The following is a 17,241-nucleotide window of genomic DNA, read 5'->3' as shown; positions in this document are numbered from 1 at the left end:
GTGGGGAAAGGTGTGGCGGTCTGCCATGGAGGATCGCATGATCGACCCGCAAAAAGTCGCCACTTGCTGCATCGCACGTTTACCCGCCGCTTACTTTCAACGGATTGCCATTCGATGAAGGGACATATGAAGCTATTTTCCGCGGTGTTTGCCACGTTCTGCAGCGGTGCCGTGTTGGCGGCCGATCTTCCTGGCAGCCGTGACCTCGAGGTTCTTCCTCGCTTTCCTGCAAGCCACATCGTTGCGTTCAAGGACGCACCGGATGTCGAGCGCATCTATCCGCAGGGGTCGATTCGCCGTATCAGCGGTCGCCTGCGTTACGAGCGGGAGATTCTGGTGCAGGGCCAGCACACTGCGGTGACCTACGAACTTCCACGCACCCACAGCGCTGACCAGGTGTTCGGAGATGCTCGCGAGGCCTTGCTGGAGCAGGGCGCCGAACTGCTCTACTGGTGCCAAGGACGTGAGTGCGGTGCGAGCAGCCTGTGGGCCAACTCGGTATTCGGCAATGCCACACTGTATGGCTCCGACGATCAGCAGTCTTATGCGCTGTTGCGTCTGGCCGAGCCGAATCATGAAAGCCTGCTGGCGCTCTACAGCATCACCCGCGGCAACCGCCGCGCCTATCTGCATGTCGAGCAACTGGACGCCGCTGCGCCGCTGGGCGAGCTGTTACCGACGCCTGCGACGCTGTTGCGTCAGTTGCGTACCGATGGGCAACTGAAGCTACCCGATGACGCCAAGGCCGATAGCGCCTGGGTGGAAGTGCTGGCACGCAGCCTGAATCTGGACAGTACCTTGCGCGTCGCGCTGTCCGGTGATCAAGCGGAGCCCTGGCGCGAGGCCCTGATCGAGCAGCGCGTGCGCGAAGCTCGCCTGGAGCTGGGCGATGGTGAGGATGGCGCACTGAGCGTACGTTTGTTGCGTTAAGCTATCGCCCGCAATCGCCTGTTGCAGAGCGCCCATCATGGGCGCTTTGTCGTTTCGTCGAAGGGAGTTTCGCTTCATGGCCACAAATGATCGTCTGCTGGTACAGATCCTGTTGTTCGGTTTGCTGGCGGCCAGTCTCTGGGTATTGGCGCCGTTCTGGTCGGCGCTGTTCTGGGCAGGTGTGCTGGCATTCGCCAGCTGGCCGCTGATGCGTCTGTTGACGCAACTGCTCAATGGGCGGCTGTCGCTGGCGGCGGGTATTCTGACCGGGGTGTGGGTCGTACTGGTGGCGGTGCCGTTGATCTGGCTGGGATTCAACCTCGCCGATCACATCAAGGATGCCAACGCGCTGGTCAAGGATCTGCAGGTAGAAGGCTTACCGCCGCCGCCCAATTGGTTGGCCGGTGTACCACTGGTAGGCGAACGACTGGTTGAGCTGTGGCGCACCATCGACCAGCAGGGCGCCGCATTCTTCGATACCGTGCGTCCGTATCTGGGCCAGGTAGGCAATTGGCTGTTGGCGCGCAGTGCGAAGATCGGCGGCGGTATGGTCGAGCTGGCACTGAGCCTGGTGCTGGTGTTCTTCTTCTACCGTGATGGGCCGCGCCTGGCGGTGTTCGTCCACAGCCTGCTGGAGCGACTGATCGGCGAGCGTGCCGATCATTATCTGGAACTGGTCGCCGGTACCGTGCAGCGGGTGGTCAACGGGGTCATCGGTACCGCCGCCGCGCAGGCCGTGCTGGCCTACATCGGTTTCGTCATCGCCGGCGTGCCGGGCGCACTGGTGCTGGGCCTGCTGACCTTCGCTTTCAGCTTCATCATGATTCCGCCGCTGATCTGGGGCCCGGCTGTGGCCTGGTTGGTCTGGCAGGGGGAGATCGGCATGGCGATCTTCCTTGGCGTCTGGGGTTTCTTCGTCATCAGCGGCGTGGACAACATCCTCAAACCCTATCTGATCAGCCGTGGCGGCAACCTGCCGCTGGTGGTGGTGCTGCTGGGGGTGTTCGGCGGCATTCTCGCCTTCGGCTTCATGGGCCTGTTCCTTGGCCCGACTCTGCTGGCGGTGGCCTACAGCCTGCTCAGCGACTGGGTAGCGGACAAGACGCCGCCAGCCGAAACGGTGGTGGACAAGCCGTTGCCTGGCGAGGAGCCGCGCGGCTGATTAGCCGCGCTCGCTTTCGTATTTGTCCAGGGTGTCGCGAGCGATCTGCCGGCCGAGCATGATCAGCTCCGGCGCCTTGTAGAACTCGAAGAAGCGGCAGGCGCGCTTGGGAACGTTGATCAGGATGTCCGGTGGATAGCCGGCGATCTTGTACTGCGCCAGCGAGGTCTGCATGACTTCGAAGCTCTGGTTGACCAATTCCAGCAGCGAGGCCGGACCGCTGAACTCTGCAACCCGCGAGCCGCTGGCGGATTTCGGCGCTGCGTCATCCCCATCCTGTTTGCGGTTTGGTGCAGCGGCCGGGCTGACTTCGTCAGCGATGCGCTGCTCTTCGGCGAGCAGCAGTGCTTCATCCTCGCTCTTGCGACGAAAGCTCGGCAGACGTGAGCCGAGGCTGCTCATCAACTGATCGATGCGTCCCTTGAGTGCCGCGGGGCGCTCGATCACCGGCAATTGGTAGTGATTCTGGTTGGTGGCGTTGAGGTTGACCGCGACGATCAGGTCGCAGTGGCTGGAAACCACTGGCACGATCGGCAGCGGATTGAGCAGGCCACCGTCGACCAGCATGCGTTTGCCCTGGATGACTGGTGTGAACAGGCTGGGGATTGCCGCCGAAGCGCGCATCGCCTGGTGCAGGCAGCCCTCCTGGAACCAGATTTCCTGCTGGTTGGTCAGGTCGGTGGCGACAGCGGTGAAGGGGATATCCAGGTTCTCGATGTCCACCTCGCCGACGATCTCTTGAATGCGGCCAAACACCCGCTCACCGCGAATGGCGCCGAGGCGGAAGCTGACGTCGAGCAGTCGCAGCACGTCCAGATAATCCAGGCTTTCTATCCACTCGCGGTATTCGCGCAGCTTGCCAGCGGCAAAGATGCCGCCGACCACGGCGCCCATGGAGCAACCGGCGATACAGCCGATTTCGTAACCCCGCTCCTGCAACTCTTCGATCACGCCGATGTGCGCATAACCACGTGCGCCCCCGGAGCCTAATACCAGCGCTACTTTCTTGCTCATTGACGATATCCCTCACAGAGGCATCGACCTTACCCCTGAGGTGGGGCGGCGCCAAGAGACCCTTTGCTAGAATTCGTCGATGGCTGCCTTGGCTCGTTCACCGACAGGCGGGTGCTGCTTTGCGGCGCCATGCAGGGAAGCTGATTTTTCACCCTGAGCACGATATTGCACGGAGTGGTTCGCCAGCCGGCAGCAGGCATGGGTATGATCGTGCAAGCGAAACGGCCGGGAGCCGGGCACTTTCGTCCGGCCGGAGCGTCATAGACTGGGCCAACCCGTAGTCATATCCGTTCGAGGAGTGTGGTCGAAATGAAACACTGGATCTGTTTGCCGCTGCTGGCGGTCGTGCTGACCGGCTGCGCCGGCAAGACCGTTTACCGTGATACCTGTGCCAATCAGCTGGATGCCGCCTGGAAGGAGCTGAGCATCGCCGAAGCCGAGGGCTTCGCCGGTACCGTTAGCTATTCCAAAGCACTTTCTCTGCTCACAGCAGCCAAGACCCAGCAGCAGTTCGAAGCCTATGCCGGTTGCACCAGCAAGGCCGAGCGTGCGCGCTTCTACATCCGTGAATCGCGAGCGGGGCGCTGATGCAACTCGATTTCGCCACCCTGAGCCCGTTGGACGCCTACCGCTGGCTGGCCTCGAGCATCACCCCGCGGCCTATTGCCTGGGTTTCCAGTCGTTCGCCCGAGGGCGTGGCCAATCTGGCGCCGTTCAGTTTCTTCCAGGTGATCAGCGACAATCCCCCGACCCTGCTGGTCAACGTCAACACCCGTGATGACGGCAGCCTCAAGGACACCTTGCGTAACGCCCAGGCCACCGGCGAGCTGGCGATTCAACTGGTCAGCCATGCGCAGGCAGAGGCGATGAACGCCAGTGCCGCGATTCTGCCGCATGAGGTCAGCGAGTTCGCCCACTGCGGCATTGCCAGTCTGCCGTGCGAGCGACTGAACGTACCCCGCGTCGCTGGTGCGCCAGTGACCTTCGAATGTCGGGTGGCGCAGATCCAGCCCTATCCAGCGCAGCAGCCCAATTGCCACCTGATCTTTGCCGAGGTTCTGCTGGCGCATATCAATGACGCCGTGCTCAACGAGCAGGGCCGTCTCGATCCACTCAAGCTCGACCTTGTCGGTCGCCTCGGCGGCAGCGCCTATTGCCGCACGCGTGATCTGTTCCAGATGCAACGTCCCTGAACCCGTTCTGAAAACGACGTCCAGTTAACTGTTCCGGCCATCCTGGCACTTGCTGGCTTGTCGCCAGCAAGGCTGCGCTTCTATGTTCCAGAATTCCGGGGCTGGCTGCAGTAGGCAGGGGGATGTCATGGGTGGCTCATTGGCGAATCGGCTGGCCAGTCTGAGTACGGCCAGCAAACTGATGCTCGGCTTTGCACTGGTGCTTGGTCTCACCGCGTTGGTGGCTGGCACCGGCTTGTTGGCGCTGCGCGAAGTGAGCACGGGTGCCGAATTGCAGCAGCGCATGAGCGCTCTGGGCGAGCAGGTGCTGCGCATGCGTCACAGCGAGCAGGCGTTCGCATTGAATGGCGACAGCCAGCACGCCCAGCGACTGGCCGAACAGGCTGATGCCATCGTGCAGGCCAGCACAGCGTTACAAGGCGATCTGGACAGTGATACCGGGGCGATTCTGGCCCAGGTCGAGCCTGCCCTGGGCGATTACCGCAATGCCTTCGCCCGTTACGTCGAACTGACCGACAGCATGCAGTTGTCCCTGCAGGCCGCAGACTGGCTGGTGGTCAGTGCCGCCAACAGCCTCGATCTGCTGCAGGAAGGGTTGGCCGAAGATGGCGTTGATCTGCTCAAACGTACCCAGGGCGAACAGGGCGGCGACTCGGTTGTGCAGGCCGGCCAGGTTGGCAAGATCCATCAACTGCTGCTGCAGGCGCTGGATCAGGCTCGGCAGCGACTGGAGGCCAGCCGTCGCAGCGATGCAAGCGAACAGGCCGAGATCGCCCAGGCTGGCGAAGCCCAGGCGTTGGCTGCGCAGTTGCGCGATGCGCTGGACGATCCGGGATACGCCGCCGTACTCGGTGAGGTGGTGGTCAATGTCGACTCCTTCAACGAGCGCCTCAAGGAATACGCCACCCAACTGCAACAGCAGAAGCAGGTCTATCTGCAGCTGGTTGCGCAGGTCGAGCAGTTGCTCGATAAGGTCGATCAGGCGTTGGCGGCGCAGCGCCAGGTCATGCAGGCCGACCAGCAGTCCAGCAGTGGGCTGATCGTACTCGCTGCGGCGCTGGCTCTTCTGTTCGGGCTGGGCGCGGCAGTCACCATCAGTTTGGCCATCGTGCGGCCGCTCAAGCGCGTGATCGGCCTTGCCGAAGCCATCGCTGGCGGCGACCTCAGCGTGCGCATCGAGCAGGATCGCCGCGACGAGATCGGCCAACTGCTCGCAGCCATGCAGAGCATGTCTGCGAACCTGCGGGAGATGGTCGGTCGCCTGCAAGGCGGTGTCGCGCAGATTTCCAGTTCGGCTCAATCGCTTTCGGCGACCGCCGAGCAGACTCGACAGGGCGTCAATGGGCAGAAGCTGGAGACCGATCAGGTCGCCACTGCCATGAGCCAGATGACCGCCACCGTGCATGAAGTAGCGCGCAATGCCGAAGCTGCGGCTGCCTCGACCGAGCAGGCCGATCAGCGTGTCGGCAATGGCAACCAGGTGGTGCGTCAGACCTTGCAGCGTATCGAACAGCTGGCCAGCGCCATGGACGCCACCACGGCGAGTATCCAGCGCCTGAGTCAGGACACGCAGCGTATCGATGCGGTGCTGGACGTGATCAAGAGCGTCGCCGAGCAGACCAATTTGTTGGCGCTGAATGCGGCTATCGAAGCCGCGCGCGCTGGCGAGCAGGGGCGCGGTTTTGCGGTGGTCGCTGATGAGGTACGAGCGCTGGCCAAGCGCACCCAGCAATCCACTGCCGAGATCGAGTCGCTGATCGCCGCGTTGCGTGAAGGGAGTCGCCGGGCGGTGGCGGACATGCAGGAAAGCGCCAGCCTGGTGAGCCTGACGGTGACCGATGCGAACCAGACCGAAGGTGCTTTGGCAGCCATCGCCGAAGCGGTGGCGCTGATTTTCGAGATGAACCAGCAGATCGCTGCCGCGGCCGAGCAGCAGACGGCAGTGGCCGAGGAAATCAACCGCAGCGTGACTTCGATCCGGGACATCGCCGACCAGTCGGCCACAGCGATGGACGAGACGGCTGCTTCGAGCATCCAGTTGGCCGAGTTGGGGCGCGAGCTGCAGGGGCTGGCCGGGCATTTCCGGCTGTGAGCGAACCGCTCGGAGGGTGTTCTGCGGCTGGCTAGCCAGACCCATGCCACATCGATGGTTGCTCTGCCGGTTTTCAATACTGCAGGACCGATGCGTAGCAGACTTTGTACGGGCTCTCACAGTTTCGTGAGCAAAAATGTCATGGCGCTTTGCCGTACACCTGCGGCCCAGTAGCATCGGCGTTCTGCATAAGGAGCGAACGATGCGAAGCAAACTGGATGCCTGTCTCGATGCGGTCAATGAGGTAGTGCTGGGCAAAGAAGCACAGGTACGCCTGGCGCTGACCTGCCTGCTGGCGCGCGGTCACCTGCTGATCGAAGACCTGCCCGGCATGGGCAAGACCACGCTCAGCCATGCCCTGGCCCGCGTGCTGGGTCTGAGCTTTCAGCGTATCCAGTTCACCTCGGATCTGTTGCCAGGCGACATTCTCGGCACTTCGGTGTTCGACAAGGACAGCGGGCAGTTCGTCTTTCACCCGGGGCCGATCTTTGCCGAGCTGGTGCTGGCCGATGAGATCAACCGCGCTACGCCGAAAAGCCAGAGTGCGCTGCTCGAGGCCATGGAAGAGGGGCAGGTGACCATCGAGGGCGCGACGCGGCCGCTGCCTGAGCCATTTTTCGTCATTGCCACGCAGAACCCGGTCAGCAGTGGCGGCACCTTCGCGCTGCCTGAATCTCAACTCGACCGCTTCCTCATGCGCTTGTCGCTTGGCTATCCGGCACAGGCCGCAGAGCGGGCGCTGTTGCTCGGCGATGCGCGGCGTGATCTGCTGCCGCGCTTGCAGCCGATTCTCGATCATGCCGAGCTGGCACGTCTGCAGGCCGAGGTGCCCAAGGTACGCGCCAGTGATGCGTTGGTCGATTACGTGCTGCGCTTGGTCGAGGCGACCCGCAGTCAACCGCAGTTCGCCTGGGGCCTGTCGCCGCGCGCCAGCCTGGCGCTGCTGGCTGCCGCGCGGGCCTGGGCGTTGCTGGCCGAGCGCGACTACGTGATTCCAGAGGACGTACAGGCGGTGCTGCCGTCGGTCGTCGGGCACCGTCTGCGCGAGCGTGCCGACCCCACCGGCCACGGTGGTGGCAGCCTGGTGCAGTGGTTGTTGCGCGAAGTGCCGGCGCTCTGATGCGTGCAGCGCTGAAACCACTGTGGCGCCGCTGGTTGGCCAGGCGGATTCCGCCTGCGGCCAGTGTGCGCCTCAACCAGCGGCGCATCTTCATCCTGCCCAGCCGGGTGGGCGCGGCCTTCGCCGTGGCGTTGTTGCTGATGCTGCTGGTGGGGATCAACTACCAGAACAGCCTGGCCTATGGGCTGACCTTCCTGCTGATGTCGGTGTTCGTCGTCACCATCCTGCACACCTATCGAAATCTGGCCGGGCTGGTGCTCAAGGCTGGCGGCGGCTGGGCCGTGTTCGTCGGCGAGCAGGCGCGTTTTCGCGTACGCCTGGAAAGCCGCGAACGTGAACATCAGGCTGTGGCGCTGGGGTGGCCGCCGAGCGATCTGCTGGTGCGCGATGTGCCGCGTGAGGGCCAGACCGAGGTGGATCTCGGTCTGCCAGCCGTGCGCCGTGGCTGGCTGCGGCCTGAGCGCCTGCGGGTGGAAAGCCGTTTTCCCCTGGGCTTGCTGGTGGCCTGGAGCTGGGTCGACCTGGATCAGGCGATCCTGGTCTATCCACGTCCGCTGGAGGGCGACCTGCCGCTGTCGGCCGGTCTTGGTGATGAAGAGGAAGAAGAGGGCATGTGTGCCCGTGGTCAGGGCGCCGATGATTTCCAGGGCTTGCGCGACTATCAGCCTGGCGATTCCAAACGCCGCCTGGACTGGAAGGCTTACTCACGCGGTCAGGGCCTGCTGGTGAAGGACTTCGCCATGCTCAGCGGCCGCGACCTGTGGTTGGATTTCGACAGCCTGGGCGGTGACAGCGAAATGCGTTTGTCACTGCTCTGCCATTGGGTGCTGCAGTTTTCCGAGCGTCAGCAGGCATTCGGCCTGCAACTGCCGGGGCAGGTGATCGCGCCGGATTATGGCGAAGGCCATCGCGATGCCTGCCTACGTGCTCTGGCGCTGTTCGGAGAGCGGGCATGAGCACGCTGCCGGGTATTCCGCGCATCGCCCTGACCTGGTTGCTGGTGGCGCAGGTTCTGGTGATCCTGCCGCATCTGGTGCACTTGCCGCTGTGGACGATTGCCCTTTGGCTGGTCGCCGCGGGGTGGCGTGTGCAGATATTTCGCATGCGTGCGCGTTACCCCAATGGCTGGGCCAAGGGTGGGCTGATGGTGCTGGTGCTGGCTGGCATCCTGTTGTCGCGTGGCACGCTGGTAGGGTTGGACGCGGCCGTGGTGCTGCTGATCGCCACCTTCATCCTCAAGCTGCTGGAGATGCGCAGCCGACGCGATGCGTTGGTGCTGATCTTTCTCGGTTTCTTCTGCGTGGTCACGGCCTACCTGTTCGAGGACGGCATTCTTGCTGCGCTCTACAGCTTGCTGCCGGTTACCGCGCTGTTGGCCGCGCTGGTGGGGCTGCAGCACAGCGGTTTCGCCGAGCGCCCCTGGCCGACCTTGCGACTGGCCAGCAGCCTGCTGTTGCAGGCACTGCCGCTGATGCTGTTGCTGTTCGTGTTCTTCCCGCGCATGGGGCCGCTGTGGTCGTTGCCGGTGCCCAGTGACAAGGGTGTGACCGGTTTATCGGACAGCATGGCACCGGCCGATATCGCTGAACTCAGCCGATCCTCGGCGCTGGCGTTCCGTGCCAGTTTCGAAGGCGTTGTGCCGCCGCGCGAGCAACTCTACTGGCGCGCCCTGACGTTGGAGCGTTTCGATGGCCGCCGTTGGTCGCAGTCCAGCTATGCCGAGTTGCCGGCATCGCCGCAGTGGAGCAAGGCCGGTGAGGCGCTCGATTACAGCATCATCATGCAGCCCAGCGGTAAACCCTGGTTGTTCGCACTGGATGTTGGCGAGATGGCGCAGAACGACGTGCGGATGATGACGGATTTCCGCTGGCAGCGACGGCGCCCGGTGGATCGGCCCTTGCTCTATCAGGTGCGTTCCTGGCCCCAGGCACTGCGTGAAGCGGATATCGCCGCGCCGGCCTTGCAGCGTGCTCTGCAATTGCCTGCACAGGGTGACCCGCGCAGTCGCGCCTGGGCTGCTGAATTGAAGGCGCAGCATCCGCAGGCCGACGCGCTGGTAGCAGCGCTGTTGCAGCACTTCAATCGTGAACCTTACGTCTATACCCTGCGCCCGCAACCGTTGGGGCGTGACAGCATCGACGACTTCCTGTTCAACACCCGCCGTGGTTTCTGCGCGCACTATGCCGGCGCGATGACTTTCGTCCTGCGTGCAGCCGGTATTCCGGCACGTGTAGTGGCGGGCTATCAGGGCGGCGAACTGAACCCCAGTGGCAACTACATTCAGGTTCGTCAGTTCGATGCCCATGCCTGGGTCGAATACTGGCAGCCGGGGCAGGGCTGGCGCAGTATCGACCCGACGTTTCAGGTCGCACCGCAACGTATCGAGCAAGGGCTGGAAGAGGCGCTGGCCGAGGAGGACGGCTTTCTCGACGACCAGCCGTTCTCGCCGCTGCGCTACCGCGAGTTGGCCTGGCTCAATCAATTGCGTCTGAGCTGGGAGAACCTCAATTACGGCTGGCAGCGCTGGGTACTGGGCTACCAGGGCGAACAGCAATTGAAGCTGCTGCAGAACTGGTTCGGTAGCCTCGACTGGCAGCGCCTGGCGCTGGCTCTGGTGGGCACGGGTGGATTGCTGCTTGGCCTTCTGGCGCTCTGGCTGCTCAAACCCTGGCAGCAGCGAGCGGATCCGCAGCGCCAGGTTTTCCGCAAGTTCGAACGTTTGCTGGCGCGCCATGGGGTACAGCGTCAGGCAGGAGAGGGCGCCCGCTCATTCGCTTTGCGTGCCGCTCGTGAGCTGCCGGCGCAGGCGGTGCAGATCGAGGCGTTCGCCCGTTGTTTCGAACAGCAACGCTATGCGGGCCAGCCGGCTTCGCGCGCGGCTCTGCTCCAGGCGCTGGGGGATTTGCGTCGGGCGCTGCCCTGGCGTTTTTCGCGCTAGCGACCAATGGTCACGTGTATGCGATAGGCTCGGTGTTGTTAGCTTGGCCCATCGTCGTTCGGGAGGAACGAACATGAGCGATTTCATCGAACATTGTCTCAATCGTGTATTGGCATTGCAGGTGCGCCTGTATGCCTGTCAGGCACGATTGACCAGTTGTACCGATACCGAGGCGTTGCACGATCTGCGCATTGCCTTGCGCCAACTACGCAGCTTGCTGCGCCCACTACGCGGGCTCCCGGCAGTGGATGCGCTGGAACAGGGCGCAGCGGTATTGGGGCGTCTCAGTGGCCCGCTGCGTGATCGCGAGGTGCTGGTGGCCGAGCTGGAGCGACTGGGTTTGCCGCAATTGGCAATGGTCGATGCCGGGCAGCGTGCTGCAGGTTATGCCGCGATTGCCAGCAGTCGCGAGCTTGCCGAACTGATGCTGTTGCTCGATGCCTGGCCGGCGAGCTGGCGCGAGGCCGCCAGGCAAGGCCAGCTGAAATCGGTGGAAAAGCGCATCCGGCGTCGTTTGCGGCGTCAGCAAGACAAGCTGGCGCAGGCCTTGCGCGACCCGACGCATGATCGTCATCGCCTGCGCCTGCTGATCAAGCGCGTTCGCTATGCCGCGGAAACCTACCCGGCGCAAAGCGGCTTGAGCAAAGCCGTGCAACTGAGACTCAAGCGTGCGCAGAGCCAGTTGGGCGACTGGCATGACCGCCTGCAATGGCTTGCGCAAAGCGAGTCGCTACCGGCCCTGGAGTCTTGTCGAGCCATCTGGCAACAGGCTCTGCAGCTTGCCGAGCAGCGCGCCGATGATGCTTTGCTGGCGCTCTATGGTGATTTTCCCTTTCAGGGATAGGGTGCCATTCTCGCCGGCAATATGACCGAACGAGCGTATTGCCGGCCTATCGTTCGGCCTCCTGCATCCCCTAAGATCGTCGCCATTGATGACCTATGAGGTGCGTATGATCTTTTCCGAGTTGCTGGACGCGGTGCGTCGCGATCCCGAGGCCGTGGTGATCCCTGCCGAATGGGGGCAGGGGCGTGCCAGTTTTGGCGGCCTGGTAGCGGCACTGGCGTTCGAGGCGATGCGCGCCAAAGTGCCGCAAGGGCGTCCGGTTCGCTCGCTGGCCATCACCTTCGTTGGCCCGGTTGCGGCAGAGGTGCCGGTGAGTTTTCAGGCCGAGGTGCTGCGTGAAGGCAAGGCGGTCAGCCAGTTGTGTTTGCGTGCCGTGCAGGACGGCCAGGTAGTGACCGTGGTGCAGGGGAGTTTCGGTGCTTCGCGTGCGTCTGCCATCGCGGTGCAGGCAGTGCCTGCTCCGCAGATCGCCGCGGTCGAACAGTGCCAGGAACTGCCCTACGTGCGTAACGTCACTCCGGAGTTCACCCGCTTCCTGGCCATGCGTTGGGGCATAGGCGGCATGCCTTTCTCCAACAATCAGTCGCGCCAGATGGGGGGCTGGGTACGTCTGCGAGGCGAGGCCGAACCACAAGCATTGAGCGAGGCGTACCTGCTGGCATTGGTCGATGCCTGGCCGCCGGCGGTGTTGCCGCATCTCAAGAACCCGGCACCAGGCAGCTCGCTGACCTGGACCATCGAGTTCGTCCAGCCGCTGCAAGCGCTGAGTACCGAAGACTGGTGCCTGTACCGAGCGGAGATCGAGCATGCGCGGGACGGTTATGGCCACGTGGCGGCAGCGATGTGGAGCCCGACCGGTGAGTTGATCGCGTTGAGTCGGCAGACCGTGACGGTGTTCGGCTGATTCAGCGCCCTTGGCGTCTTGTTCGAGACGCCAAGGCCTCAGTTCATGGCCCAGGAGACGCGGTTGCGTCCAGATGTCTTGGCCTTGTACAGCGCCATATCGGCGCGTCCCAGTACACCCTCCAGCGGTTCGGCTGGATGTCGGCTCGCCAGGCCGATGCTCAGCGTCAGGCTCAGTGGGTGGCCGTTGGCGCAAGACAGCGGCATGGCTTCCACGCTGGCGCGAAGACGTTCGGCTACTTGCAGCGCGTCGATCTGGTCGGTCTGCGCCAGCAGGGCGGCGAACTCTTCGCCACCGAGGCGGCCGACGATATCGACTTCGCGCAGTTCCCTGGTGAGCAACTGCCCCAGGCTGGCCAGCACCTGATCACCCATCTGGTGGCCGTGGTTGTCGTTGATCTGCTTGAAGTAGTCGATGTCCAGCATTAGCAAGGTGCAGTTCTGATCGTAGCGCTCAGCGGTCTTCAGCAGTTCGTTGGCGCGTTGCATGAATGCGTGGCGATTGTTCAGCCCGGTCAGTGCGTCGGTGGTGGCCAGCACCAGAAGCTCCTGCTCCATGCGTTTGCGCAGGCTGATGTCGTAGCTCCAGATCAGCAGTGCGGGGCCTCCTTGATATTCCAGCAGGCGCCCGGAAACCACGCCCCAATAGGGCTCTTCGCCGGCCAGCATGCCTTCCCAGTCATCGACGCGATGGCGTGCTTGCAGGGCTTCACGAAAATGCAGGGCCTCACGGGCGTTGTTGAACAGGCGGCTCAGCGAAAAGTCATTGGGTGAGCTCAGGTTCAGCCGCTGCATCAAACGTTGGTTGACGAAGTAGACCTGCTTGCCGCTGCTGTCGGTGAGCGCCACATCGCTGGGGCTGGCATCGAGAATCTGCCGCAGCAGCGCCTGGCCCTCGGCCAGTTCGGTGGTGCGCTCCGTTACCCGCTGTTCCAGGTGTTGATTGAGCTCGCTCAGGTTGTGTGAAAGCTCGCGGGCTTCGCGGTAGTTGCCGACCAGGCGCAGCACCAGCAGCGAACCGCCGAGCAGCAGGCCGAGCAAGGCCCAGCCCAGGCCGGTGAAGTACTGATACAGGTGCTGGCGCTCGACATCCAGCTCGTTGGCCAGCGAGATGTTGGTCGCGACCATCACCTCGTGCATCGGCCGTTGCAGCGCGGGCAACGCTTGTACGGCTTGCTCGGCGATCTGCCTGACACCCGGCGTATCGCCCCAGTGCGCGCGTTGATCCCAGTCGCGACTGAGCGCGATGACGCGCTTCAGGGTGGTTTCGGCGGCCGGGCGTGATTCAGGGAGAAAGTCGAACAGGTGCTGGCCTTCCAGTGGCTGGGTCAGGCTGCGCAGCACCTGAACCCGCACGACCAGGTCGTCACTCGCAAGTTTGCCGTCCAGAAGCGCTTGAGCTGCCAGCAACAGTCGATCCAGCTCCATGTGGATCTGGTAGGCCTGCCATAACTCGCTATGCAGCGTCGGCAAGGCCAGTTGCCTGGCCTGCTTCTGCACCAGCCACAACGAGCCGGCCACGGTCAGGGTCATGGCGATCACCAATGCGGCCAGGGCGACGATCTTCAGGCGTGCTGGCATGGCAGGGTACTTGGCGGGCGTATCGGGCATCGGAGTCACTCGACATGAATCTCGCTGAGCTGCCAGATGGAACGGTTATAGAACATCTGCTGGCGCAGTTCGGGGTGATCGTCGAAGGGGTAGATCAAATACAGGGGGCCATAGTCGCGAATCGACATGAAGCGCCCGTTGAGTTGGTAGGCGATCAGGGGCTGGTAGCGCTGGATGTCCTCGTAGGGAACCAGCACCGAGTAATGGTTGAGTGCCGTGGTGTGCAAGGGTTTGCCGTTGTCGGCACCGGGAATCTGCGCAAGCAGTTGGTGAAGAGGGACGCCTACCCAGTTCTGCATGACGCCTTCACCATCACGCAACTGAATGCTGCCTTGGGGCAGACGTTGCAATTGCTGGAGGCTGAATGTCAGGCGTTGTCCATCCGCCAGGTGTACTGTCAATGCCGGGCGATCCAGTGGGTAGGGCGCTGTTTCGGCATTGGCGGATAACTGGCAAAGCAATGTCAGCAGGGCTGTGACAAGAAAATGCCGCAGTGGCGACATACGACTATCCTTGGTCAATATGTTGGCGATTCTATCGTGCCATGACTTTTCCCTTCAATTCGTCCGACCAGCGGCCAAATTGCAGTTTTCGTTTGCATCATGGGCATGGCCATGCATTCGCGAAGAAAAAGTGCGGGGAAGTTACCTGTTGTTCGAGTAATAGACGCTTGCTGGTGCGGCGTCCATTGCAGAAAGGTTGCACGGTTTGTCACGTCGGAGAGAGGCCATGAGGCCGTAGCGCCAGGGCGGCGTACAGCCCGATGAGGCCGAGTGTCAGCGGCACGAAGCCGAGGTGCCAGGCGCCGATCAGCAGCAGGGTCAGCGATAGCAGAAACAGCAGCACCGCCAGCAGGGGCGGCAGGTTGGGATGAGTGTCCATGGGGCAATCCTCGACTCGATGAAGGGAGTCTAGGACTGCCGATGTGGCTGTGACGAATTGCTCCTGGCTATGAAGCAGATAGCCTGAGGCCGTGGTTACAGGCGTAACTGGCGGATGGCCTTGCTCAATTCTGCGGCCAGTTCGGCCAACTGCTGGCTGGTGGCCGCCGACTCGAGGGTCTGGCCGACCGTTTGCTCGGTGACGTCGCGGATGCCGACCACCGAGCGGGTCATCTCCTCGGCGACTTGGCTCTGCTGGTTGGCTGCCACGGCGATCTGCGTATTGCTGTCACGCATCAGTGCCACTGCCGCGGTGATTGCCGCCAGCGACTCGCCTGCCTCCTGTGCCAGTTGTACGCAGTGGTTGGCGTTCTCCGAACTCTCACGCATGAACTCCACGGCGTCACGGGTGCCGCCCTGCAGGTTGCCGATCATCTGGGTGATTTCGTCGGTGGAGTCCTGCACGCGCTTGGCCAGGTTGCGTACCTCGTCGGCGACCACGGCGAAGCCACGGCCCATTTCACCGGCTCGCGCCGCTTCGATGGCGGCGTTGAGGGCGAGCAGGTTGGTCTGTTCGGCGATGCCATGGATCACACCGACCACACGGCTGATGTGCTGACTGTCCTCGGCCAGGCGTTCGATGCTGCCGGCGCTCTGCCGTACGCCTTGCGACAGCGCGGCGATGGATTGCTCGACGCGCTCGACCACTTGCTGCCCGGCGCGCGCCAGCTGATCGGCGTTGTGCGACTGATCCCGGGTGCTGCCGGCATGCTCGGCGATGTGCTGCACCGTGGTGGACATTTCATTGATCGCGGTGGCGGCCTGGTCGGTTTCGCTCTGCTGGCTGAGCATGCCCTGACGCACGCTACCCATGCGCTCGGCCATGCTGCGGGTGCCGTTGTTCAGCTCCGCCGCGACCTGGCCGACAGTACCGACCACACGTTGATAGCCGGCCTGCATGGCATTGAAGGCAGCGGCCATCTGGCCGACTTCGTCGCGGCTATCCAGTGGCACGCGCAAAGACAGGTCGCCACTGCGCTCAGCCTGCAGCATCACGTCCTTGAGTGTGTTGAGGTGACTGAGCAGAAAGCGGATCAGCAATTGTGAGGCGGCCAGCAGCAACAGCATCAGAATCGCGACCGCGAGCGCATAGGAAAAGGCGTGCTGGGCGAAGAGATCGAGCAGGCTGGGCGCACGCGCGAGGATCGCCAGATTGCGCCCGTCGCTGAGCGAGACGCGCTGCGCACCGATAAGCGGGTTGTCACCGAACCAGGCATCGTGAGCCAGCACCTGCCAACCACTGGCATCGGCCGAGCCCTGAGCGCCCGGCAAGCTGCCGTTGCCTTGCAGCACCTGGATATTCGTCGCGTTGGGCAAGGCAGCCTGCTGGGGCCATTGCTGGAGCAGGCGCGACTGCTCGACAGCAGCCTGCCTGGCATCGGCACTGCGCGCCTGTTGCTCGGTGTGCAGCGCGAACAGCACCAGCATCAGGCTGATGATCAGTGCGACGGCATTGACCGCCCAGAATTTGTACTTGAGGGAAAGATCGCTGATCCAGGCGCCCATGCTGTTGTTATCCGTCTCGTTGCAGTCGGTGTTGGCTAATTGCCAGCAGTATGCCTCGGCTATTTGTCAGAGTCTTGACGTCAATCAAAACTCTTGCACTGCTTCATCTAGTATGGCCGGCATATCGAAGAATGCTCGTGCGCAGGCGGTGGTTTGTGCAGCCAGTGCTTGCTCGGACTGACCTCTGTGCAAGGCGACTTCGCGCAGTACTTCACCCAGGAAGGCCGGTTCGTTGCGCCCACTTTTGGGTTTCGGGCGCAAGCTGCGTGGCAACAGGAAGGGCGCGTCGGTTTCCAGCATCAGGCGATCACCGGGAATGTCCTTGAGCAGCGGGTGCAGGTGCGTGCCGCGGCGCTCATCGCAAACCCAGCCGGTGATGCCGATGTGCAGGTCGAGATCAAGGTAGGCATAGAGGGCGCTGCGTTCGCCGGTAAAGCAATGCACGACGGCCGCCGGCAGTTGATCGCGACAGTCACGGAGAATCTCCAGCATGCGCTGGCTGGCAGAGCGCTCGTGGAGGAACACTGGCATGTTCAGTTCGACCGCCAGCGCCAATTGCTGCTCCAGGGCCTTTTCCTGGGCGGGGCGGGGTGAGAAGTCGCGGTCGAAGTCCAGACCACATTCGCCTACGGCACGCACCGCCGGCTCGGCCAGCAATGCCTTGAGCGCTGCGCTGCTGGCGTTGTTCCAGGAGCTGGCATCGTGCGGATGAACCCCAGCGGTGCTGAACAGGCGCTCGCCGCTGGCATCCAGCTGTCGGCAAAGTGCGAGACTGGCTTCGCTTTCGGTCAGACTGGTGCCGGTCAGCACCATCTGACACACACCAGCGGCATAGGCGCGCTCGAGCAGGGCTTCGGCCTGCGAGGCGAGGCTGGGGTGAGTGAGATTGACGGCGATATCGATGAGTTGCATGGTGCCACCTGCTGTGAGCGAAAGGGCAGAATAGCAGCTTCCATCCGTTCGTCAGAAAGTCGATTTAAAACAATA

Annotated in this window: 16 protein-coding genes; 10 read left to right on the top strand and 6 right to left on the bottom strand. The window is 63.0% G+C overall.

Annotation, left to right across the window (positions count from 1 at the left end):
* The first annotated feature begins 126 nt into the window (after positions 1–126).
* Together HS968_RS13900 and HS968_RS13895 are read left to right on the top strand one after the other, a co-directional pair.
* Positions 127–930, top strand: coding sequence for a DUF4892 domain-containing protein (locus HS968_RS13900; protein ID WP_182366471.1), 804 nt, complete (start codon positions 127–129; stop codon positions 928–930).
* A 76-nt stretch (positions 931–1,006) separates the two neighbouring features.
* Positions 1,007–2,092, top strand: coding sequence for an AI-2E family transporter (locus tag HS968_RS13895; RefSeq protein ID WP_182366468.1), 1,086 nt, complete (start codon positions 1,007–1,009; stop codon positions 2,090–2,092).
* On the opposite strand, the gene HS968_RS13890 is transcribed toward HS968_RS13895, so the two are convergent.
* Positions 2,093–3,106, bottom strand: a complete 1,014-nt coding sequence (locus tag HS968_RS13890) for a patatin-like phospholipase family protein (protein WP_182366466.1) — start codon at positions 3,104–3,106, stop codon at positions 2,093–2,095.
* Positions 3,107–3,415: 309 nt separating this feature from the next.
* On the opposite strand from HS968_RS13890, the gene HS968_RS13885 reads away from it, so the two are divergent.
* From HS968_RS13885 to HS968_RS13850, 8 genes are all read left to right on the top strand, one after another.
* Positions 3,416–3,694: a hypothetical protein gene (locus HS968_RS13885; protein ID WP_119691405.1), complete on the top strand. Its 279-nt coding sequence runs from the start codon at positions 3,416–3,418 to the stop codon at positions 3,692–3,694.
* Entirely contained in the window at positions 3,694–4,299 is a 606-nt protein-coding gene (locus HS968_RS13880) for a flavin reductase family protein (RefSeq protein WP_182366464.1), read from the top strand. Before HS968_RS13885 ends, HS968_RS13880 begins: the two co-directional genes overlap by 1 nt.
* A 127-nt stretch (positions 4,300–4,426) precedes the next feature.
* Positions 4,427–6,391 (top strand): methyl-accepting chemotaxis protein, encoded by a 1,965-nt coding sequence (locus HS968_RS26915; protein ID WP_182366462.1) that lies wholly within the window; start codon positions 4,427–4,429, stop codon positions 6,389–6,391.
* 202 nt (positions 6,392–6,593) lie between these two features.
* Complete coding sequence (locus HS968_RS13870; protein WP_106740885.1) at positions 6,594–7,511, top strand: AAA family ATPase; 918 nt, start codon at positions 6,594–6,596, stop codon at positions 7,509–7,511.
* Complete coding sequence (locus tag HS968_RS13865; protein WP_182366460.1) at positions 7,511–8,467, top strand: DUF58 domain-containing protein; 957 nt, start codon at positions 7,511–7,513, stop codon at positions 8,465–8,467. The genes HS968_RS13870 and HS968_RS13865 overlap by 1 nt, the downstream gene beginning before the upstream one ends.
* Positions 8,464–10,449 (top strand): transglutaminase TgpA family protein, encoded by a 1,986-nt coding sequence (locus HS968_RS13860; protein ID WP_182366458.1) that lies wholly within the window; start codon positions 8,464–8,466, stop codon positions 10,447–10,449. The genes HS968_RS13865 and HS968_RS13860 overlap by 4 nt, the downstream gene beginning before the upstream one ends.
* A 73-nt stretch (positions 10,450–10,522) precedes the next feature.
* Complete coding sequence (locus tag HS968_RS13855) at positions 10,523–11,293, top strand: CHAD domain-containing protein (protein ID WP_182366456.1); 771 nt, start codon at positions 10,523–10,525, stop codon at positions 11,291–11,293.
* Between the two features lie 106 nt (positions 11,294–11,399).
* A complete protein-coding gene (locus HS968_RS13850) occupies positions 11,400–12,197 on the top strand; it encodes an acyl-CoA thioesterase (RefSeq protein ID WP_182366454.1) in 798 nt (265 codons plus the stop codon).
* Between the two features lie 38 nt (positions 12,198–12,235).
* Here HS968_RS13850 and HS968_RS13845 read toward each other — a convergent pair whose 3' ends face one another.
* From HS968_RS13845 to HS968_RS13825, 5 genes are all read right to left on the bottom strand, one after another.
* On the bottom strand, positions 12,236–13,807 hold the full coding sequence (locus HS968_RS13845) for a GGDEF domain-containing protein (RefSeq protein WP_182366452.1): 1,572 nt from the start codon (positions 13,805–13,807) through the stop codon (positions 12,236–12,238).
* A gap of 5 nt (positions 13,808–13,812) precedes the next feature.
* Positions 13,813–14,310 (bottom strand): molybdopterin-dependent oxidoreductase, encoded by a 498-nt coding sequence (locus HS968_RS13840; RefSeq protein ID WP_182366450.1) that lies wholly within the window; start codon positions 14,308–14,310, stop codon positions 13,813–13,815.
* A gap of 208 nt (positions 14,311–14,518) precedes the next feature.
* Positions 14,519–14,689 carry a hypothetical protein gene (locus tag HS968_RS13835; RefSeq protein ID WP_179624865.1) on the bottom strand — a complete coding sequence of 57 codons (171 nt, stop codon included), beginning with the start codon at positions 14,687–14,689 and terminating at the stop codon, positions 14,519–14,521.
* 95 nt (positions 14,690–14,784) lie between these two features.
* Entirely contained in the window at positions 14,785–16,254 is a 1,470-nt protein-coding gene (locus HS968_RS13830) for a methyl-accepting chemotaxis protein (protein ID WP_119691397.1), read from the bottom strand.
* An 84-nt stretch (positions 16,255–16,338) separates the two neighbouring features.
* Positions 16,339–17,166: a TatD family hydrolase gene (locus tag HS968_RS13825; protein ID WP_182366448.1), complete on the bottom strand. Its 828-nt coding sequence runs from the start codon at positions 17,164–17,166 to the stop codon at positions 16,339–16,341.
* Positions 17,167–17,241 lie beyond the last annotated feature (75 nt).

Origin of the sequence: Pseudomonas berkeleyensis (genome assembly GCF_014109765.1) — a bacterium.
In the GTDB taxonomy this organism is placed as follows: Bacteria; Pseudomonadota; Gammaproteobacteria; order Pseudomonadales; family Pseudomonadaceae; genus Aquipseudomonas; species Aquipseudomonas berkeleyensis.
This window is presented reverse-complemented; position numbering and strand designations above follow the sequence as displayed.